We start from the raw sequence: 18,756 nt of genomic DNA on the forward strand, positions 1-18,756 counted from the left end.
CCGGGCCGCCGTCACCCCGGCTACGAACGCCGCCACCCCGATCCGACAGCCCCCGACGAGGTCGATCACGCAATTCTCGTACGTGGCACGTCAAAGCTCTCGTCCTAGTCATGGCCGGTTATGCATTGCGTGCATAACCGACAGTCACTGAGCAGATTGAATAAGTGAGTGATCGCGGCATCGAGGCCAAGCAGGTGTGCGCGTTGCGGCGCCAACCTGGCTGCCGACAACGGCTCGGGACGGTGCGCTCCCTGTCAACGAGCGGAGCGGGACCGCATCGTCGCTGCTCCCGACGTTCCACCCAGCTTCTGGTCCCATGAACCGCTTCGCCATGCGCTTGCGGATCGGCACCTCGGTCGCGTTGTCCGCGCCTACCGTCACCATCCCTATCACGGGCGACAGCCGCTGCCCCAAACCACTGTCGCCGGCTGGTTCGGGATTACGCAGGCGCAACTGAGCCGCATCGAGAACGGACCGGAGGTGGTGCACCTCGACCGACTGGCGCATTGGGCCCGCGTGCTGCGGATACCCGCGCACACCTTGTGGTTCCGACTACCGGCCGCACCAGGCGACACCCCGCTGCCGGCCGATGTCGTGGAGGTGGGTCCTCAACTGATCCGCGCACTCCGGTCCGCAGATCGTCAGGTCGGCGGCAAGAACCTCTACAGCACCGTACTGACGCACCTTGCCGCCTTCTCCGGGCCGGCGGGTCCTCCTGCCATGTCCCCACAGGTACTCATGGCGACCGCCACCCTGCGCGAGATGGCCGGTTGGATGGCGCACGATTCCGGGGACAGCACGACGAGTAGACGACATTTCCTTGCCGCCTTGGCGCTCGCCGTCGACAGCAGAGACGCGCTGCTGGTGGCGCAGGTGCACGGAAGCCTGAGCCACCTCGCCTGCCACGGCGGAAACGCGGAGGCCGCGATCTCACATGCCAGGGACGGGCTCGGGGCTGTCGCTCAAGTGGAGGCCGGTGCTCTGGCACGCGCCCGTCTTCTCGCCTTGCAGGCACGCGGCCTCGCCGCAGCGGGTCTCACCGCCGACTGCCGTGCTTCCCTTCAGCGGGCTGAGTCCGCCTTCGCGGAGGCGGCACCTGCACCCACCGAATGGCTGAGTCCATTCGACCGCACCTCGTTCGATATCGAGTCGGCGCGCTGCCTGCTTCGCCTCGGTGACGTCACGGCCGCTCTTCGTATTCTCAACGGCAACGTCGCCGAGCGGCCGGGCGGCCGGGTGCGGAGTCAGGCGCTCGCCCGGATGCTCCTGGCCACCGCGCTCGTCGGGCAGGCCCGGATCGAGGAGGCGTGCGACCTGACGCACCAGACCGTCGAACTCACCCACGGGCTGGTGTCGGCCGTTGTCCTCGACCAGCTCAGACATCTCGCACTGCTGCTGCGGTCGCATGCCGCCCGGTGCTCGGACGTGCCACAGCTTCTGGACCGGCTTCGCGACGCCATCTGGGAGCGGAGATGGGTGGCGCTGCCGCTGCCGACGGCGTGAGGACGGCCGACAATCGTCGGTATGGCCGACGAGCGTCCCCTGTACGAGCGAGATCCGGCAGCCTGGCAGGTCCACCTCGCCGAGGGCAACGCGCGGCAGCCCCGGAAGCGGGTGGGAGCTGACGTACTGCTGCGCAACGGTGACGGCGACATCCTGTTGGTAGATCCGCGCTACAAGCCCGACTGGGACCTGCCGGGCGGCATGGCCGAGGCGAACGAGCCGCCGCACCTGGCCGCCGAGCGGGAGCTACGCGAGGAGTTGAGTCTCGAACTGCGCGTCGGACCGTTGCTGGTCGTGGACTGGGTGGCACCGCACGGCCCCTGGGACGACAGCTTGATGTTCATCTTCGACGGCGGCGCACTGCCTCCCGCCGAGCCGTTGAAACCGGCTGACGGCGAACTGGCCGACGCACGATTCGTTGCGTTCGATGATGCGCAGGCGCTGCTTCGCCCGTACGTTTGGCATCGGCTGCGTCACGCGGTGGCCGCGCTGAGCGACGGACGCCCGAGGTACCTGACCAACGGAACCACCTGAGACCCTCGTACACATGTTCCATCCACAGCCTGTGGACGCCGAGAGGACCGGATGAGTTACCAGCTCAGCGCCGTGGTCGCCGACGTCGAGCTGCTTCGCGAGCAGACCGCCGACCTGGACCACGCGGTGCTCGCCGCGCTCCGCCAGGACTTCGCGCTGCTGCCGGTCACCCCGCAACTCGTGCAGGAACTGACCGGCGGCCTGCCGGACTACGCCACCGACGAGCCGCACGCCGAGCGCCCGTTCCGGCTGGTGCTGTCACCGCCCTTGGCGGAGGTGCTGGCCTGCTGGTCGAGGATCAGCCCGGTGGCGTACCTGGAGGCGGAGTTCGCGGGCGGCCTGGGCCACCAGTCGGCGGTGGTCTGGCTGGGCGGCGAGGTGAGCTGGGGCCCGCGGTACGACGCCGCGCTGGACCGGCCGCGTACCGAGTGGCCGATCAACACGGCGCTGGCCCGGCTGGGCGCGGAGCCGGGCGCGTGGATCGACCCGTTCGCCGGGCTGGGCCTGCACCTCGAGCGCGACACGGACGGCTGGCTGGCGCACGGCCGCCGCGGACTGTCCGCCGACTACTGGGACGACCTGGCTGAAGAGTGGGAACTACGCCAATCCGACCAGCACCAGCAACCTCATCGCCCTGGCCCCGTTGGTGACTGGGGGATTGCATGAAGCTACGACAATTCGGCTTTATTGCCGCGATGCTTGCTGCCGCGTCCGCAGCCGGCAGCGGCGTTCATCCACAGTGGCCCACCCGCCCGGTCGGCGCCGCCCAGGTGGTCAGCCTGGAAGGCCTGCGCAACGCGGAGTTCGGCGACACCGAGGCGGCCCTGACCCGGCGCGGCGTGCTGCGCGCCGACGAGGAGGCATGCGGACCCGCGCTTGTGGGGCACGGCTCGGTCAGCCCGATCTTCGTCGACGACCGGCTCGTCCTGCTGTGGCTCGACGACCCGATGAGCACGCCCGAGGGCATCAGCGCCGGCACGCCGGTCGGCGAGGTCCGCGCCGCGTATCCCGGCGCCGTCGACCTGCCGGCACCGCCCGGCAGTCACCGCTTCGCCGGGCTGCTCGCCCGCGAGGGCGACCGCGCGTACCTGTTCCTGCACGACGGCGTCACCGTCCGCGAGATCATCGCCGGGTACGCGGACTGGGCCCGTCGCCTCTTCGACGAGGGCTACGGCCCCTGCTGACGCTCGGCAGCGACCGCCGGGCACAGCCCTCCACCCGGCCGCTTCCGGCGCCTCGGCTCAACGACCCACGCTCGACCAATGGGACGATTTATCAGGTCTGCCGCTTATCGAATAGCGAAGCCCTGAGCTCTGACGCCGGTACGGCCTGATTGGATGATTCTCTGCGCTTCATTTTCATGTGATAATGGCCGCATTGGTGCCCATGACGGGGCCATCTCGATGTCCGCCTACGTGTCGCGCACCGTGATCTGGGGAGGCCATGGACCAGCCCGTCGTTCCAGCCCTCATTCCCGCAGTCATGGCACTCGTAGGGCTGATCGCGGGTCTTGTCGCGCCGATGATTGCGGGGTCGGGAGAGAGTCGACGGCGAAGGAGGGAGGACCAGCGTGCGAGATGTGACGAGATACTGGGACTGTTCGAGGACATCAGCGTCTATCGCGCCTTGACCGAATCGGAATCGGCGGTACGTCGTCGGTTGGTGCTGTCGGCCGCGCGATTGAAGGACCAGGCAGCCCGCGAGGCATGCCTCAGCCTCGCCAATGCGGTGGCGAGATCAGACGCCGACGAGGAAGACATCCTGCGGCAATGGACGGTCATGATCCGAGAGGTCTCCCGCGTCTATCGTTCACATCTTTGAGGACAGCGACATGGCAAATCATGGGGGCAGGGGCAACGAGGATCTTCGGCTCACCGAGGAATTGATGGGGAAAACCGGCCCCGCCACGTCCAAGTCGTCGAACGCTTTGCGACGGAGCCAGTATCTGGTGGGGCCGCCGGAGGCGAACCGGCGCTCCGAGCTGGAACGTACGTTACGCGAGGCCTCGAAGATCTCGATATGCGGAATCGCCAGCCGGAGCGTAGTACTGGCGATGTCAACAGTTGCCGCGGAGGTACGCAAGAGCGAAAAGGACTTCCCGTGGGACAGCCTGCATTACGTCACACCGACGCCGTCAATGATTCTCACCGGGCGCAGCGGAGTCGGGCTCGGGCCGGTCGTACGGGACTGGCAGGCGGCCGTGGACACGATCCGAAACTGCGCTCGTCAGCAGGCGCGGGCGGTCCCCGCCGCCGCTGCCAGGCGGAGCAAAGCATTGCAGTTGCTGGGGATGCGTCACTATTTCTTGGAAATGCTGATGCACGTCACCGTCCGCAGTACAGGCCGTAAAGAGTTCTGGTTGACAATAGGGGCCGGCCATCAGAGCAACGACCTTCCCCTTCTGGTGGTCGAGGAGACGGACGACAACTATCCCATTCTAGATGACATGCACAGCCGATTGATCGAAGGCTGCGAAGAGCTGGCGATCCGGCAGGTGCGCTGTGACCTGATCGAAGCGAGCGATGTGAACGGCCCCCCACCGCCGGGAGGCTGGCACGACGAGAAGACGCCTTACCTCGTCGTACACGGCCTCGAGCCGTACGGGACCGGCGGGCAGGCCCGTCCCGCCTGCATGCCAGTGGCGGCCGTGATGATCCGCGCGAACACCAACCGCGGCCCGGTCGTCATGCTCAGGCAGCGCAACGAGTTCTCGGACACCGACTCCTTCGGAAAATACTCGCTCATCACCAGCAGGCTCCTTGAGGAGGACCTGGCTACCGCACTGGGAGTTCCGGTATTCGCCGACCGGCACGTGGATGCCGCCACCGACGCGATGTGGCAGGCAACCAGAACCGATGGCCCGCTCGGGGTCCCGGTGAAGGCGTTCATACGCGCAGCGCAGCGGGAGTTGTTCATCTGCTGCGGCCTCGATGCCCCGGAGAGCCGATTCCAGTTCCACGGATACCAGGTCGTTTCCACGGCGGACGGCTCACAACTCGGCTTCGCCGTGTTCGAGTTGGTGCTCAACCGGCATGAGCCTTTCGACGAACTCGTCGCAGCCGAGGACTGGGACCGGGAGGAGAACCTCCTCGTGGTCAGCCAGTCCGACCTGTACACCGAGGCGTATACTGATCGTTTGAATCGTCTGTTGACGCAGCGCGAGGGATGGTTCCGCACCACCATTCTGGCTCGCCCAATTGCCGCCAGTCACTGACCACGCCGACCTATCCGAAAATACAAGCCAACGAAACAGATCGATATTCTTCGAGCGAGGACCGATGTGGCTTCGAGATGAGGCGTCGACGATTCGACGCCGGGCACCGAATGATCTTCCCCAAGCAGTGATCGGTCTCGTCATGGTGCCCGCCGACGACCCGGAGCTGGTACTGGTCGGCATTCGGAGCAGTGAGGGGAACGTCCGCCATCCAGGAGTCGTGAGCATCCCCACCATGCGCGTGCCGGCAGAGTGGGCGATCCAGGAGACCGGAGTCATCAGGAGCGGCGAGACGAGGCAACTCGAAGGAGCGGAGGGCACCTTCGGCAGGACGCGGTCGACGTCGACAGCAGCCGGCTACGCCGTCGAAGCCCTCCTCTCGAAGAAAGTCCTCGACGGCTCCCTCCTCGACACCGGCTACACATCCGGGCGATGCGCCTTCCGGCTGGCGATGCGAAGCGACGTCGACGACCCGACCGGCCAGGACGGGAGCATCGAAGACACTCTGATGCTCACCGTCCTGGCAATCTGCGACTTCGGTGCCGATGCGCTGCGCGGCCGCAGTCACAGTTATTCCCAGCTCGAGTTCGTCAGGTCGTCGGATCTGGTGAAGGCCTGGCGACAACGGGACGGCCAACTGCTGTTCCCGGCGGCCAACCCGCTCGAGGTGTGCATTCGCGGACTCTGCGTCGAGTCAGCGGTACGGCTGCTCGACTCGCCTGCGGTGATACGCGCCATGAGCGCGACAGGCTTCGGGCCCGGCGTGCGGTGACAGGCGCGGCGACGCTGGCCGCACCGACGGCTCCTTCGTGACGGGATGCGAGAACGCCCGGTGCGATCCTCGCGGATCGACCCGGGCGTTCTCGCATTTCACGAGCGGTGGCGGCGGGATTTGAACCCGCGGAGGGCGTAAACCCTCACACGCTTTCGAGGCGTGCTCCTTAGGCCACTCGGACACGCCACCGCCGACGAGGGTACAGGACCGCCGGCTTGGACGCCGAACCGGTATCCCTCGGCCCGGCCTGGCAGGATCTTTGCCATGAGTACGCACATCGGCGCTGAGCCGGGAGAGATCGCCGAGCGGGTCCTGATGCCGGGCGACCCGCTGCGGGCCAAGTGGATCGCGGAGACCTACCTGGAGGGGGCCCGCTGCTACACGACGGTGCGCGGCATGCTGGGCTTCACCGGCCGGTGGAACGGTGTCGACGTGTCCGTCCAGGGCTCCGGCATGGGCATGCCGTCCGCCTCGATCTACGCCCACGAGCTGGTCAACGAGTACGGCGTGAAGTCGCTGATCCGGGTCGGCTCCTGCGGTGCCCTGACCGAGGATCTGCAACTGCGGGACGTGGTGGCGGCGATCGGCTCGTCCACCGACTCGAACATGAACCGGATGCGCTTCGACGGGCTGATCGACTACGCCCCGGTGGCCGACTTCGGGCTGCTGCGCACCTCGGTCGAGGTGGCCGAGCGGCGCGGCATCAGCATGCGGGTGGGGCCGATCCTGGCGGCGGACGCCTTCTACACGGACCGGCCCGACCTGTACGACAGGCTGGCCGACTACGGCGTGCTGGCGGTGGAGATGGAGTCGGCGGCGCTCTACACGATCGCGGCGCGCTTCAAGGCCCGCGCGTTGACCATCCTGACCGTCAGCGACCACATCAAGACCGGCGAGAAGACCACGTCGCAGGAGCGTGAGCAGACGTTCGGCCAGATGGTCGAGATCGCGCTGGACACCATCATCGCCTGACCTGAACGATCCTGGACCGCCTCGTCGCCGCAAGGCGGCGGGGCGGTTCGCGTTACCCGGGTCACAAAAATAAATACGACCGGTCGTGCTTGTTTCCCCTAGGCTGATCGCATGACCTCCGACGGCCGCGTCGCCCGCGGCGACCGCACCCGCACCGCGGTGCTGGACACCGCAGTGGCGCTGGCGACCGAGGTCGGCCTGCACGGCCTGTCCCTGGCCCAGCTCGCCGACCGGCTGGAGGTGAGCAAGTCCGGCCTCTTCGCGCACTGGCGCTCCAAGGAGGCACTGCAACTCGCCACAGTCGACCGGGCCGTGGCGCAGTGGCAGGAACGGATCGTCGCCCCCGCTCTGAGCGCGCCACGAGGCGTACGCCGGCTGCGCGCGCTGCACGAGGCCCGGATCGACTTCTACGCCGCCCGGGTGCTGCCCGGCGGCTGCTTCTTCGCCAACACCGAGTTCGAGTACAACGCCCGCCCCGGCCCGGTCCGGGACCGGCTCGCCGAGGCGTTCGCCAGGTGGACCGCACTGCTGGAGCGCCTCGTGCAGGAGGCGGTCGACCTCGGCGAACTCCCCGCCGACCTGGACGTGCCGCTGCTCGCGTACGAGATCGACGCGCTGGGGATCAGCGCGGTGATGCGGTCCCGGCTGCTCGACCCGGACGCCACCTACCGGCACGCCCGCCAGGGCCTGCTGACCCGGCTGCGGGCGCTCTGCCCGGATCCGACCCTGCTACCGGAAGGCCAGTCATGAGCCACGCCACCGCTGACCGGCAGGTCGCCGAGTTCGGGCACGTCGAGCACGTGCCGGTGCACTTCGACGACCTCGACGCCATGGGCATCCTGCACAACGCCCGCTACGCCGTGCTGCTGGAACGCGCCCTGACGCCCTACTGGGCCGAGCGCGGCGTCGCCTTCCGGGGCGACGTGCACGCCACCCCCGACGTGTTCCACGCGGTCCGTGAGTTCACCATCACCTACCAGGCGCCGGTCGTCGGCGTCGGCACGGTGGCTGTGCACTTCTGGCTCGAACACTTCGGCACCAGCAGCGCCCGCTACGCCTTCGAGTTCCGCTCGGTGGACGGCGCGACCGTGCACGCCACCGGCACCCGGTCGATCGTCCGGCTGGACCCGGCCACGCTGCGCCCGACCGCCTGGACCGAGGTCGGCCGAGCGGTCGCCGCGACGCTGCTGCGCCCCGCCCCGGCCGACGCCTGAGACCTGGCGGTCAGCGGAAGAAGGCGCGCAGCAACGTCGCGCTCTCGCGTTCCAGCACGCCGCCGTACACCTCGGGGCGGTGCGTGACGCGGCGGTCGCGCAGCACGTCCCAGAGCGACCCGACCGCGCCGGTCTTCGGTTCCCAGGCGCCGAACACGACCGTCGAGACGCGCGCCAGCGCGATCGCCCCGGCGCACATGGTGCACGGTTCCAGCGTCACCACGAGCGTGCAGTCGTCCAGCCGCCAGCGGCCCAGCCGCTGCGCGGCCCGGCGCAACGCCAGCACCTCGGCGTGCGCGGTCGGGTCGCCGGTCAGCTCCCGCTCGTTGCGGCCGATCGCCAGTTCGGTGCCGTCGGGGCCGTAGAGCACCGCGCCGACCGGCACGTCGTCGGCGTCGCGGTCGGCGGCCGGCCCGTCCGGGCCGGTCACCGCGACCTCCAGGGCCCGGCGCATCCACAGCTCGTGCCGCTGCCGGCGGCCGATCGCGCCCGGGTCGGCGAGCGCCTCGTCGGCGCCCGGACCGACGCGCCCGGCCCGGCCGGGGGTGGGCTGCCCCGGGCGTACGGTCTCCAGCGCCGGATCTGTCGCGTCGGCCGGTTCGGCGGCGCCGGGCGTCAGGGACTCCCCGGGCTCAGACCTCACGCAGCTCCTCGACCTCGTCCGCGCAGCCGAGCACCTGGCAGATCTCGGCTGTCACGTCGGCCGGCATGGAGCCCTCGTGCGCGCAGAGCGCCAGCAGCTTCTGCGCCGGGATGCCCAGGTCGGCGAGGAGGTCGGCGTCACCGACCGGGTCCGCCTCCGGGTCGACAGCGGGTTGCTCGGTGTCGTCGTCGCCGGCGGAGGCGCGCGGCTCGTCGACATCCTCCAGCCCGGTCACCGAGGTCTTCAGGTCACCGACGAGCAGCGCGCCGAGCCGGGACTCCTCCGCGTACGCCGAGTCCGAGCCGAAGACCCGCAGGTCCTCCCCCTCGTCCAGGCGCAGGATGACCAGGTACGTGTCGTCGGCCTCGACGAACAGCAGCGAGAGGTCGGCGTCCGGCTCGACGTCGCGCAGCCGGTCGGCGACCTCCTCGATGTCGGTGACGCCCCGCAGGCTCACCTCACCGGCGGTCCAGCCGCCGTCGACGCGCGCCACGGCAGCAGCGAAGTACGACACGGTCCCCCCAAATCAGCCTCGGCAGCACGCCGACACGTCACGCGATGCACGTTAACCGGTCGGGTCGGCAGGCGAGCGGTCAACGCCCCGTATGGGCCGGCCGTTCCTGAAGAGAAAGCCGGTCAGCCGACGACGCGCCGGCGGGTGGCGATGAGTTGGCGCAGCCGCTCGGTGCGGGCCCGCTGCGGCCGCTGGCGCTGCTGTACCGCACGGGCACCGGCCAACTCGGCGAGGAGTTGCAGGCGTCGGCGGCTCCGATCGGGGTCGAGCCGCGGCGGTGTGGTCCAGGCCATACCGCGAGCGTGGACCGTCCTCAGGCGTACGTCAAGGTGGCCTTCGCTACGCAGTGAAACCGGCACCGAAGGTCACCAGAGCGGCCAGTCCCCGGTCTGCGCCCACCGCATCGCGACTATCGCTGCGGCGATGCTCCAGCCACCCGCGGTGACGATCGCCACGCCCGTCGCCACCCCCCGGTCGCCGTGGCGGACCAGCACCGCGGCGGCCAGCCAGGCCAGGCCGCCGGCCAGCAGCGTCCACCAGGCGTAACCGGCGACGCCGCCGCCGACCAGCCCGAACAACAGCAACCAGGCGAACGCGACCAGCGCACCGACAGCGACGCCGGCACCGGTGATCGGGTACGGCTCGCGGTAGCTGGGCCGCATCGACGTGCTCGACGGGAACAGCCCCGAGGGCGTACGTGGTGGCGGGAACGCCCCCGGACCGGTCCCCTCGGGTCCGCCGTGCCACCCGTGCGTCACCGCCGCCCCCTTTCCCGGACCGTCCGTCCCGCGTTCGGCTTTCGTCCCTACGGTAGTGGTCTGTCAGGATGACCGGATGCGCTCGCCATCGATCGGACGCCGCACGCGGCCGGCGTACCCGGTCCTGCTGCTCGTCGCGGCGCTCGCCGCCGGGTGCGGCGCCCCTACCGGGCGCGCCGACAGGTGGCAGGAACCGAGTCCGATCGCGACGGCGGCGCAGCCCGCCGACCCGGCCCCGCCGGTCGCCTCCTCGTCCGCCGCGCCGTCGCGCACCGACGTGAAGCGGGTCTTCCCGGTACGGGCCGGCAACGTCGACTACCACCCGACGCACGGCGGCTACCCGGGCACCGACGTGTTCGCCGACTGCGGGGAACCGGTGGTGGCGGTGACCGACGGCGTCGTGCTGGAGGTGAGCCGCGTCGACCGGTTCGACAAGCGCGGGCCGCTGGGCCCGGACAACGGTGGGCTCTCCGTCTCGCTGCTCGGCGACGACGGGGTGCGCTACTACGGCTCGCACCTGAGCGCGATCACCGCGGGTGTCGACGCCGGGGTACGGGTGCGTGCCGGGCAGCAGCTCGGCGAGGTGGGCCGTACGGGCAACGCCAACAACGTCTGCCACCTGCACTTCGGGCTCTCCCCGAAGTGCACCGGCGCCGACGACTGGTGGATCCGCCGGGGCGTGGTCTGGCCGGCGCCGTACCTGAACTCGTGGCGCAAGGGCGGCAACCGCTCGCCGGTCACCGAGGTCACCGCCTGGCAGCGCAAGCACGGCTGCCCGGCCGCGCCCGGCCGGTCCACCCGCAGCGGCTGACCGACTCGCGGTTGCGGGGCCACGCGGCGGACGGCGTATGCGCGTAGGTTCCAGGACATGAGTGCCCGGGATCCCCTCGCCGACCTGCGCCGGATCGCGTTCCTGCTGGAACGGGCGAACGAGGCCACGTACCGGGTCCGGGCATTCCGGTCGGCGGCGAAGACGCTCGGCGCGCTGCCCGCCGCCGAGGTGGCCGAGCGGGCCCGCACCGGCAAGCTGACCGAGCTGTCCGGCGTCGGTGACGTCACCGCCCGCTGCGTGGCCGAGTCGCTGGCCGGCGAGGAGCCGGTCTACCTGCGCCGGTTGCTGGCGACGGAGGGCACCGACCTGGACGAGGCGGCGGCGAAGCTGCGGGACGCGCTGCGCGGCGACTGCCACACCCACTCGGACTGCTCCGACGGCGGCTCACCGATCGAGGAGATGGCGCTGGCGGCGGTCGAGCTGGGCCACGAGTACATGGTGCTCACCGACCACTCGCCGCGGCTGACTGTGGCCCGGGGCCTGACCGCGGAGCGGCTGCGCAAGCAGCTCGACCACGTCGCCGCCGTCAACGAGGCGCTGCCGAAGGGCTTCCGGATCCTCACCGGCATCGAGGTGGACATCCTCGCCGACGGCTCGCTCGACCAGGACGAGAAGCTGCTGGCGCGCCTCGACGTGGTGGTCGGTTCGGTGCACAGCGGCCTCAACGACGACCGGGCGAAGATGACCCGCCGGATGCTGACCGCGATCGCGAACCCGCACCTGGACATCCTCGGCCACTGCACCGGCCGGATGGTCTCCTCCCGGCCCGCCGGGGTGACCGGGCCGGGCGACCGGGGGCACCGGGCGCGTACCCGCAAGGAGAGCGAGTTCGACGCGGACGCCGTCTTCGCCGCCTGTGCCGAGCACGACGTGGCCGTCGAGATCAACTCCCGGCCGGAGCGGCAGGACCCGCCGAAGCGGCTGATCCGCCTCGCGCTGGAGGCCGGGTGCCGGTTCGCCATCGACACCGACGCGCACGCGCCGGGCCAGCTCGACTGGCAGCGCTTCGGCTGCGAGCGTGCCGCGCTGTGCGGCGTACCGGCGAAGCGGGTGGTGAACACCTGGACGGCCGACCGCCTGGTGAAGTGGACGGCCGGCCGTAGCTGAACGTCAGCCCCGGGTGGCCGGCTCGGCGGCGCGGACTGCGGGCGCCACCGCCTCCGGGCGTGGGCGACGCCGCCCGAACAGGCCCTGGGCGACCGCCACGCCGACGAGCACCACGAACGCGCCGACCGGCTGGTGCCAGTTCATCCGCTCGCCGAGCACCACCGCGCCGACGAGCACCGCGAACACCGGGATCAGGTACGTCACGGTGGACGCCGTGCTCGCCCCGGCCAGCCGGATGTTGCGCATGTTGATCACGAAGGCGAGCCCGGTGCCGAGCGCGCCGAGCGCCAGCACGCTCGCGATCACGCGCGGGGAGAGGCCGGTCGGCGACGGCGGCGTGCCGACGAACGGCGCGACGAGCGCGAGCTGCGCGGTCGCCACCAGCAGCTGGGCGGCCGACAGCGACAGCCCGGAGTACGCGCTGCCCGCGACGAACTTCTTCTGGTACGGGATGGCCAGCCCGTAGCAGGCCGCCGCGCCGAAGCACATGAGCTGGCCGACGAAGTGGGCGCCGCCCACGCCCTCCCAGACGCCGAGCACCACGAGCACGCCGGCGAAGCCCAGCCCCAGCCCGACCGCACGCCGGACGGTCAGCCGCTCGGTGCGGAACACCAGCACCGCCAGCGGCAGCACGATCAGCGGCGTGGTGGCGTTCCAGATGCCCGCGAGCATCGACTCGACCCGCTGCTCGCCGTAGCCGAACAGCGTGAACGGCACCGCGACGCCGAACGCGGCCACCACGAGCATGTGCGCCCAGACCCGGGGGTCGCGGGGCAGCCGGTCGCGCAGCACGGCGAGCACCACGAGCAGCGTCAGCGCACCGGTGGCCACCCGGTAGAGGGTGAGGTGCACGGGGTGCAGCTCGGTGACACCGACCTTGATGAACAGGAAGCTGGAGCCCCAGATGGCGGCGAGCGCGACGAACCCGGGCAGCCAGCTCCGCGCCGGCGCGCGGTCAGGAGTGATCTCGACGTTCACCCCTGACACTCTGCCGCAGAGGTACGACGAAGTCGCGCGGTATTCCGGATGCGGGGTCACGTAGGGTCGCCTCGTGGGACGAATCGATGACCTCGCCAACCGGTACGTGGCCGAGTGGGCCCCGCTGAGCCCGACCGGCGCCACCTACGTCGGCATCGCCGGCTACGACGACCAGCTCGACGACCTGTCGCCCGAGGGTTACGCGGCGCGCGCCGACCTGGCCCGCCGCACGCTCGGCGAACTCGACGTGACCGAGGCGGAGACCGAGGCGGAGCGGACCGCCCAGGAGGCCATGCAGGAGCGCCTCGGCCTGGAGCTGGCCCGCTACGACGCGGGCGAGACCGGCAGCGAGGTCAACGTGATCGCGAGCGGGCTGCACGAGATCCGGATGGTCTTCGACCTCATGCCGACCGACGGCGAGCAGGCCCGGGCGAACGTGGCCGCACGGCTCAACCGCTTCGCGTCCGCGCTGGACGGCTACAAGCGGACGCTGCGCGAGGCCGCCGCGGCGGGACGGGTCAGCTCGCGGGTGCAGCTCGTCGAGGTCGCCAAGCAGTGCGACGTCTGGGTCGACCCGGAGGGCGACAACTTCTTCCACGGGCTGGTCGAGCGGATCGACGCGGACGGCGCGCTCGGCGCGGAGCTGCGCAAGGGCGCCGCCGCCGCGACCGCCGCCACCGCCGAGTTCGGGCAGTTCCTGCGCACCGAGCTGGCGCCGGTGGGCCGGGAGAAGCAGGCCGCCGGGCGGGAGCGCTACGAGCTGGCCTCGCAGTACTTCCTCGGCGCGAAGGTCGATCTGGACGAGACGTACGCCTGGGGTTTCGCCGAGCTGGCCCGGCTGGAGGCCGAGATGCGCGCGGTGGCCGCGCGGATCGCCGGGCGCGGCGCCTCGGTCGACGACGCGGTACGCGCGCTCGACGCCGACCCGGCGCGGACGGTACGCGGCAAGGAGGCGTTCCGGGACTGGATGCAGGCGCTCGCCGACAGGGCGATCATCGAGCTGAACGGCACCCACTTCGACATCCCCGAGCAGGTGCGCCGGATCGAGTGCTGCCTCGCGCCGACGAGCGACGGCGCCATCTACTACACCGGCCCGAGCGAGGACTTCTCCCGGCCGGGACGGATGTGGTGGGCGGTGCCGCAGGGCATCACCGACTTCTCCACCTGGCGGGAGGTGACCACCGTCTACCACGAGGGCGTGCCGGGTCACCACCTCCAGGTCGCCCAGACCGCCGTCCGGGCCGACCTGCTCAACCGCTGGCAGCGGCTGCTGTGCTGGGTCTCCGGGCACGGCGAGGGCTGGGCGCTCTACTCCGAGCGGCTGATGGACGAGCTGGGCTACCTCGACGACCCGGGTGACCGGCTCGGCATGCTCGACGGGCAGGCGCTGCGCGCGGCCCGGGTCATCGTGGACATCGGCATGCACCTGGAGCTGGAGATCCCGAGGGACAACCCGTTCGGCTTCCACCCGGGCGAGCGGTGGACGCCGGAGCTGGGCTGGGAGTTCATGCGGGCGCACTGCCGGGTGCCGGACGAGAACCTGCGCTTCGAGCTGAACCGCTACCTGGGCTGGCCCGGTCAGGCCCCGTCGTACAAGGTGGGCGAGCGGATCTGGTTGCAGGCCCGCGAGGACGCGAAGGCCCGCAAGGGCGCCGACTTCGACCTCAAGGAGTTCCACCGCCAGGCGCTCGACCTGGGCTCGCTGGGGCTGGACCCGCTGCGCAAGGCGCTGGCCCGGCTCTGAACCGGGTGCGGGTGCCGGCGGGGAGTCCCGCCGGCACCCGCCGGGTCAGGCGCCGAGCGTCAGCCGCAACGTCGGCCGGCCGGTGAGCGTGTTGCTGGTGACGTACGCCAGGTCGATGACCGGGTCGGTGAACGTCACCGGGATGGGCAGCGTGACCGGCAGGCCGTCCGGGAACGGCAGGTCCGGCGTCAGCGTCAGCTTGATACCGGCGAGCTTGCCGACGAACCGGGTGCAGTAGAACGCGACGTCGTCGCGAACCGTGAGGCGGTCGGTCGCGTACCGCTGGGTGCGGCCCCTGGGACCGTCGGCGACCAGCAGGAAGTCGTCGGTCACCGCCTCCTTCATGCTGAACTTCAGCACCTTGAGCGCACCCTGCTCGGTCTGGAGGTCGGTGATCCCCTCGAACCGCAGCCCGGTCATGGTCACCTTGGAGCCGGTGAGCTTCGACGGCGTCTGGCCCACCTTCGGCAGGCTCGGGTCGGCGGCGATACGCGGCAGGGGCTTGCCGGGTTCCACTTTGCCGGGCTTCGCCGGGTCCACCTTGCCGGGCTTGCCCGGCGCCGGGCACTCGGTCGATCCGGGCCGGGTCGCCGGCTTGCTCGTCGGGGCCGCCGACCCGCTCGCGGTCGGTGTGGGCGACGGCGTCTCACTCTTCTTGCTGCTGCCCTTGAACAGGTCACCGATCCCCTCGAAGAAGTCGGTGATGATGTTGCCCTCCCGCGTCGGGCTCGCGCTCGGCGACGGGGTGGGCGTCGCCGTGGGCGCGCTCGCGCCGGGCGTCGGCGTGGCGGGCTTCGACGGGCAGGCGCTGGCGGCGGGCTTGCTCGGGGCGGCCTGCACCGCCCCCGGCTGTACGGCGAGGCCGGCGGTGGCGAGGCCGAGCACCACGAGGACGATGCCGAAGGCGCGCGGGTCCGCCGAACGCCCCGCCCACTCCGGCGGGCCGCCGTCGGATCCGGCCGCCTGCCCGTTCACCGACTGCCGAGGGACCGGCCGCTCCCCGCCCGGCCGCTCGGCAGTCGGCTGCTCGACGGCCGGCCGTACGCCGGCCGGCACCTCGACGGTCGGCCGCTCGTCCGCGGGCTGCGTGTCCACGGGCCGCGTGTCCACGGGCTGTGCGTCCGCGGCGGTGCCGGGCTCGGCGTCCACAGCGGTGCCGGGTTCGGCGTCCGCCTCGGCGTCGCGCTCGTCGGCGGCCGGACCGGCGGGACCGGCCGGAGGGGTCGGCACCCAGGCGAACGCGAGCGCGCTGCCCACGATGCCGAGCAGCAGACCGACGAAGAAGCCGCCGAGGTTGAGCCCGATCAGGGAGTAGACGGTCGTGATCGCCGCGACGATCGAGTAGAACAGCCGCTGCGGCGGGCTGAGCCAGAGCAGCACCCCGCAGGTCACGAGGATGCCCGGGATCAGCAGCGAGAGCAGACCGGTGGCGCCGCTGCTGAAGCTCAGGCCGTTGAGGGTCAACCGGGTGGAGGCGAGCATCTCCACCCCGGCCAGGATGATGAACAGGCCGCCCCAGAACGGCCGGCTCCGCTGCCAGCGGCGGAAGGTACGCCATGCCCGGGCCGCGGTGCCGAGCCGGGCGTGGGACGGGTCGACGGTTGTCACGTACTCCTCCTGGCGGAGCGGGGACGGGAACGATCGGGCGGGCCCGCGGTGGTCGGCCACCGCGGGCCGTGCTCAGCTCAGAAGCACTCCTTGCCCTTGGCGTCGTCGCCCACGTTGACCTTGAGCCGCAGCCCGACCAGGTTGAACGTCGAGGAAGTGGTGTAGCGGGACACCTGCTTCAGGTCACGGATGGTGACCCGGTCGGAGTTCTGGCCGAACGAGCCGCGCTGCGCCGTCGGGTTGAGGTCGCTGGCGTCGCGTCCGATCTTGATGTTGGTGAAGGTCGCGTTGCCCTCGAGCGAGTCCATCGCGATCACGAGGTCCTTGGCCCGGGCGGGGTCCTTGCCCTCACCGGCGTTGATGGTGAGCACCACCGGCAGGCCGGGCAGGTCGGCGCGGACGGACTGGCAGAGCTTGTACAGCTCGGCGCTGCTGATCTCGGCCATCGCGACCGGGCGGGTCGCGCCGGCCTTCCCGTCCTCGCCCTTCTCGCGGACGATGCCGCCGTACTGCTTGAAGCCCTCACCCTCCAGGCGGTCGGCGCCGATCTTGAACGTCTGCCCGGACACGGTGATGTCGGAGGCGATGGCGCCGGTCGACATGCCGAACAGGATGGCACCGGCGGCGGCCGTGGTGGGCACGATCATGGCGGCGAACCGCCGCCACCGGGTACGACCCTGGTTGTCGAGCCGATTCTGCACGGGGTTCCTCCTCGAACGAATGTGCGCGGCGGCCGGTGGGGAACCGGTGGCCCGCGCCGGGCCCGTCCTCTGTTACCGACGGGTAACGATCGAGCCTGATCGTGCACCCGATGCGGTGCAGCTCACAACCCCCTGATTACCCGGCGGTAACACCGGGGTGAGACAGAGAGGTGACCAGGCGTCACGAAATCCCCGCCCAGGCAGGGCGTGGAGGGCGAAATGTCGCGGCAAACCGGGCATAGATGACGGTGAGCGCGACGGAAAGTCACCGGACATCTCGCCGTTACAATCGAGTAACGAATGTAAAGTAGGTTCGCCCGCATGGGAGATCTTGACGACGGAGGGGTGGGCCGCGATGCGGCCCACCCCTCCGTCGTGCTTCCGGCGTACCGGTCAGCGGCGCTCCACCTCACCGGCACCCGAACGCTGGGCCGGCACCGACGGATCGTCGGACCGCCAGTTCGTCGACGCCGGCGGGATCTCGTCGTCGAGCGGGCCACCCACGGGCTCCTGGTCCACGCGGGTGGGCGTCGGGTCGGAGGTCGGCGCGTCCGCGCGGTGCCGGGCGCTGCCGTCACCCTTGGGCCGGGTCACCAGCCACACGCCCGCGATCAGGGCGATCAGGCCGAGCACGCCGGCGATGATCGGACCCCAGACACTGATCAGGCCGATCTTGAAACGGTTGTCCTTCACCGTCTCGACGCTGCGGCTGATCGTGGCGTCGTTGTAGTTGAAGTCCGCGTCCAGCAGCACGGTCGGGGCGCCGGTGTCCGGGCGCAGCTCCTTGTACTGCTGCTCGCGGACCTTGACGTAGGCGCCGGTCACCGGGTCGACCCAGAGCGTACGGGTGTTGCTGTAGACGACCTGGCCGCTGGTCGCGCCGGGCGCGAACTTGCCCAGCAGCGTCTTGACGCTGTCCTCCGGGGTGTTCAGCGGCTCGTTCTCGATCCGCTGCTCGAAGCGGTACGTCTCGACGCCCTTGATCTTCTCGGTGCCGGTGAACCGCGCCGGGGCCGTCTTCTTCAGGTCACGGTCGAACACCTGGTAGTCACGCTTGCCGGTGCCGAACGGGAACTTGTAGATCTGGCCGGAGTAGCGCACGTTGCCGACCGGGGTCTGCTGCGCGCCGGACTCGTTGAGCCACTGCTCGTCCCACGGCGCCGCCGCGCCGGAGATCCGGTACAGCGCCAGCTCGGTGCTGTACTGGCTGATCACGTCCTGGTTGTCGCCGCGCTTGACCGTCTGGAAGACGTTCCAGATGACCGCGTCGCCCTTCAGCTCCTTGGGCAAGCGGTCCTTCGTGTCCTCCGGCTGCGGGATGACCTCGACGCTGGACACGAGGTCGGCCTGCGGCACGTCGATGCTCACGCCGCCGGCTTCGGACTTGATCTGTAGGAACTTCGCGCCCTTCGCCTCCGCGACGGACGTCGTTGGTTCCAGGTCATAGGGCAGCTTGGTCACGGCGGGGGCCACGTAGAACGGCAGCCCGGCCGCGAAGACCAGCAACAAGACACCTAGCCCGAAGAGCGCGGCGCCCACGCGAAGCTTCACTCATCCTCCTGTAACCTGCCGCCCTACGGTCTGTCGTCCGGGGCACCCGATCCTTAGCATTGGCGGGAGGTTACTCCCCAGTCACCTGCAAAAGCGACCCCCTGGATG

The 18,756-nt window shown here is 70.5% G+C and carries 21 protein-coding genes and 1 tRNA gene; 13 read left to right on the forward strand and 9 right to left on the reverse strand.

The window, feature by feature from the left end; all coding sequences use genetic code 11:
• Positions 1-168 precede the first annotated feature (168 nt).
• The 7 genes from MICAU_RS29700 to MICAU_RS29730 all read left to right on the forward strand — a co-directional run bounded on the left by MICAU_RS29700 (position 169) and on the right by MICAU_RS29730 (position 6,023).
• Positions 169-1,503: a helix-turn-helix domain-containing protein gene (locus tag MICAU_RS29700; protein WP_013289055.1), complete on the forward strand. Its 1,335-nt coding sequence runs from the start codon at positions 169-171 to the stop codon at positions 1,501-1,503.
• Positions 1,504-1,524: 21 nt separating this feature from the next.
• Positions 1,525-2,037 carry an NUDIX domain-containing protein gene (locus MICAU_RS29705; RefSeq protein WP_013289056.1) on the forward strand — a complete coding sequence of 171 codons (513 nt, stop codon included), beginning with the start codon at positions 1,525-1,527 and terminating at the stop codon, positions 2,035-2,037.
• Positions 2,038-2,088: 51 nt separating this feature from the next.
• The gene (locus MICAU_RS29710; RefSeq protein WP_013289057.1) at positions 2,089-2,703 is read left to right on the forward strand and encodes a hypothetical protein; all 615 of its coding nucleotides are present in this window, start codon (positions 2,089-2,091) and stop codon (positions 2,701-2,703) included.
• The gene (locus MICAU_RS29715; protein ID WP_013289058.1) at positions 2,700-3,221 is read left to right on the forward strand and encodes a hypothetical protein; all 522 of its coding nucleotides are present in this window, start codon (positions 2,700-2,702) and stop codon (positions 3,219-3,221) included. Before MICAU_RS29710 ends, MICAU_RS29715 begins: the two co-directional genes overlap by 4 nt.
• A 259-nt stretch (positions 3,222-3,480) precedes the next feature.
• On the forward strand, positions 3,481-3,858 hold the full coding sequence (locus tag MICAU_RS29720; RefSeq protein WP_041799133.1) for a hypothetical protein: 378 nt from the start codon (positions 3,481-3,483) through the stop codon (positions 3,856-3,858).
• A gap of 10 nt (positions 3,859-3,868) precedes the next feature.
• Positions 3,869-5,251 carry a hypothetical protein gene (locus MICAU_RS29725; protein WP_013289059.1) on the forward strand — a complete coding sequence of 461 codons (1,383 nt, stop codon included), beginning with the start codon at positions 3,869-3,871 and terminating at the stop codon, positions 5,249-5,251.
• A gap of 127 nt (positions 5,252-5,378) precedes the next feature.
• Positions 5,379-6,023: a hypothetical protein gene (locus MICAU_RS29730; protein ID WP_236619407.1), complete on the forward strand. Its 645-nt coding sequence runs from the start codon at positions 5,379-5,381 to the stop codon at positions 6,021-6,023.
• 105 nt (positions 6,024-6,128) lie between these two features.
• Here the strand turns inward: MICAU_RS29730 and MICAU_RS29735 are convergent.
• Positions 6,129-6,215, reverse strand: a tRNA-Ser gene (locus tag MICAU_RS29735).
• 75 nt (positions 6,216-6,290) lie between these two features.
• Here MICAU_RS29735 and deoD point away from each other — a divergent pair.
• The 3 genes from deoD to MICAU_RS29750 all read left to right on the forward strand — a co-directional run bounded on the left by deoD (position 6,291) and on the right by MICAU_RS29750 (position 8,212).
• A complete protein-coding gene (gene deoD, locus MICAU_RS29740; RefSeq protein WP_013289061.1) occupies positions 6,291-6,998 on the forward strand; it encodes a purine-nucleoside phosphorylase in 708 nt (235 codons plus the stop codon).
• Between the two features lie 111 nt (positions 6,999-7,109).
• The gene (locus MICAU_RS29745) at positions 7,110-7,748 is read left to right on the forward strand and encodes a TetR/AcrR family transcriptional regulator (RefSeq protein ID WP_013289062.1); all 639 of its coding nucleotides are present in this window, start codon (positions 7,110-7,112) and stop codon (positions 7,746-7,748) included.
• Positions 7,745-8,212 (forward strand): acyl-CoA thioesterase, encoded by a 468-nt coding sequence (locus MICAU_RS29750; protein ID WP_013289063.1) that lies wholly within the window; start codon positions 7,745-7,747, stop codon positions 8,210-8,212. Before MICAU_RS29745 ends, MICAU_RS29750 begins: the two co-directional genes overlap by 4 nt.
• A 10-nt stretch (positions 8,213-8,222) precedes the next feature.
• Here MICAU_RS29750 and MICAU_RS29755 read toward each other — a convergent pair whose 3' ends face one another.
• The 4 genes from MICAU_RS29755 to MICAU_RS29765 form a co-directional block, all read right to left on the reverse strand.
• Entirely contained in the window at positions 8,223-8,696 is a 474-nt protein-coding gene (locus tag MICAU_RS29755) for a nucleoside deaminase (RefSeq protein WP_342341510.1), read from the reverse strand.
• A gap of 148 nt (positions 8,697-8,844) precedes the next feature.
• Positions 8,845-9,369, reverse strand: a complete 525-nt coding sequence (locus MICAU_RS29760) for a tRNA adenosine deaminase-associated protein (RefSeq protein ID WP_013289065.1) — start codon at positions 9,367-9,369, stop codon at positions 8,845-8,847.
• A 122-nt stretch (positions 9,370-9,491) separates the two neighbouring features.
• Positions 9,492-9,662, reverse strand: a complete 171-nt coding sequence (locus tag MICAU_RS32810) for a hypothetical protein (RefSeq protein WP_018786529.1) — start codon at positions 9,660-9,662, stop codon at positions 9,492-9,494.
• 72 nt (positions 9,663-9,734) lie between these two features.
• Positions 9,735-10,031, reverse strand: coding sequence for a hypothetical protein (locus MICAU_RS29765; RefSeq protein WP_013289066.1), 297 nt, complete (start codon positions 10,029-10,031; stop codon positions 9,735-9,737).
• A gap of 172 nt (positions 10,032-10,203) precedes the next feature.
• Between MICAU_RS29765 and MICAU_RS29770 the strand changes: the two genes are divergently transcribed.
• Both MICAU_RS29770 and MICAU_RS29775 read left to right on the forward strand, forming a co-directional pair.
• Positions 10,204-10,938 carry a M23 family metallopeptidase gene (locus MICAU_RS29770; protein WP_013289067.1) on the forward strand — a complete coding sequence of 245 codons (735 nt, stop codon included), beginning with the start codon at positions 10,204-10,206 and terminating at the stop codon, positions 10,936-10,938.
• 57 nt (positions 10,939-10,995) lie between these two features.
• Positions 10,996-12,066, forward strand: coding sequence for a PHP domain-containing protein (locus MICAU_RS29775; protein WP_013289068.1), 1,071 nt, complete (start codon positions 10,996-10,998; stop codon positions 12,064-12,066).
• Between the two features lie 3 nt (positions 12,067-12,069).
• Here MICAU_RS29775 and MICAU_RS29780 read toward each other — a convergent pair whose 3' ends face one another.
• Positions 12,070-13,044 carry a DMT family transporter gene (locus MICAU_RS29780; protein ID WP_174361751.1) on the reverse strand — a complete coding sequence of 325 codons (975 nt, stop codon included), beginning with the start codon at positions 13,042-13,044 and terminating at the stop codon, positions 12,070-12,072.
• 73 nt (positions 13,045-13,117) lie between these two features.
• Between MICAU_RS29780 and MICAU_RS29785 the strand changes: the two genes are divergently transcribed.
• Positions 13,118-14,788: a DUF885 domain-containing protein gene (locus MICAU_RS29785; protein WP_013289070.1), complete on the forward strand. Its 1,671-nt coding sequence runs from the start codon at positions 13,118-13,120 to the stop codon at positions 14,786-14,788.
• A 45-nt stretch (positions 14,789-14,833) separates the two neighbouring features.
• Here the strand turns inward: MICAU_RS29785 and MICAU_RS29790 are convergent, their stop codons facing one another.
• From MICAU_RS29790 to pgfA, 3 genes are all read right to left on the reverse strand, one after another.
• Positions 14,834-16,396 (reverse strand): DUF6114 domain-containing protein, encoded by a 1,563-nt coding sequence (locus MICAU_RS29790; protein WP_013289071.1) that lies wholly within the window; start codon positions 16,394-16,396, stop codon positions 14,834-14,836.
• Between the two features lie 77 nt (positions 16,397-16,473).
• The gene (locus MICAU_RS29795) at positions 16,474-17,097 is read right to left on the reverse strand and encodes a DUF6230 family protein (protein ID WP_013289072.1); all 624 of its coding nucleotides are present in this window, start codon (positions 17,095-17,097) and stop codon (positions 16,474-16,476) included.
• Positions 17,098-17,490: 393 nt separating this feature from the next.
• Positions 17,491-18,648: a cell envelope lipid trafficking protein PgfA gene (gene pgfA, locus MICAU_RS29800; RefSeq protein ID WP_013289073.1), complete on the reverse strand. Its 1,158-nt coding sequence runs from the start codon at positions 18,646-18,648 to the stop codon at positions 17,491-17,493.
• Positions 18,649-18,756: the final 108 nt, after the last annotated feature.

The organism is Micromonospora aurantiaca ATCC 27029 (genome assembly GCF_000145235.1).
Classification (GTDB): domain Bacteria; phylum Actinomycetota; class Actinomycetes; order Mycobacteriales; family Micromonosporaceae; genus Micromonospora; species Micromonospora aurantiaca.

Coding starts and splice junctions, on each gene's coding strand:
- deoD (WP_013289061.1), top strand. CDS start 6,291: ATGAGTACGCACATCGGCGCTGAGCCGGGAGAGATCGCCGAGCGGGTC.
- MICAU_RS29750 (WP_013289063.1), top strand. CDS start 7,745: ATGAGCCACGCCACCGCTGACCGGCAGGTCGCCGAGTTCGGGCACGTC.
- MICAU_RS29745 (WP_013289062.1), top strand. CDS start 7,110: ATGACCTCCGACGGCCGCGTCGCCCGCGGCGACCGCACCCGCACCGCG.
- MICAU_RS29765 (WP_013289066.1), bottom strand. CDS start 10,031: ATGCGGCCCAGCTACCGCGAGCCGTACCCGATCACCGGTGCCGGCGTC.
- MICAU_RS29725 (WP_013289059.1), top strand. CDS start 3,869: ATGGCAAATCATGGGGGCAGGGGCAACGAGGATCTTCGGCTCACCGAG.
- MICAU_RS29710 (WP_013289057.1), top strand. CDS start 2,089: ATGAGTTACCAGCTCAGCGCCGTGGTCGCCGACGTCGAGCTGCTTCGC.
- MICAU_RS29705 (WP_013289056.1), top strand. CDS start 1,525: ATGGCCGACGAGCGTCCCCTGTACGAGCGAGATCCGGCAGCCTGGCAG.
- MICAU_RS32810 (WP_018786529.1), bottom strand. CDS start 9,662: ATGGCCTGGACCACACCGCCGCGGCTCGACCCCGATCGGAGCCGCCGA.
- MICAU_RS29720 (WP_041799133.1), top strand. CDS start 3,481: ATGGACCAGCCCGTCGTTCCAGCCCTCATTCCCGCAGTCATGGCACTC.
- MICAU_RS29775 (WP_013289068.1), top strand. CDS start 10,996: ATGAGTGCCCGGGATCCCCTCGCCGACCTGCGCCGGATCGCGTTCCTG.
- MICAU_RS29715 (WP_013289058.1), top strand. CDS start 2,700: ATGAAGCTACGACAATTCGGCTTTATTGCCGCGATGCTTGCTGCCGCG.
- MICAU_RS29770 (WP_013289067.1), top strand. CDS start 10,204: ATGCGCTCGCCATCGATCGGACGCCGCACGCGGCCGGCGTACCCGGTC.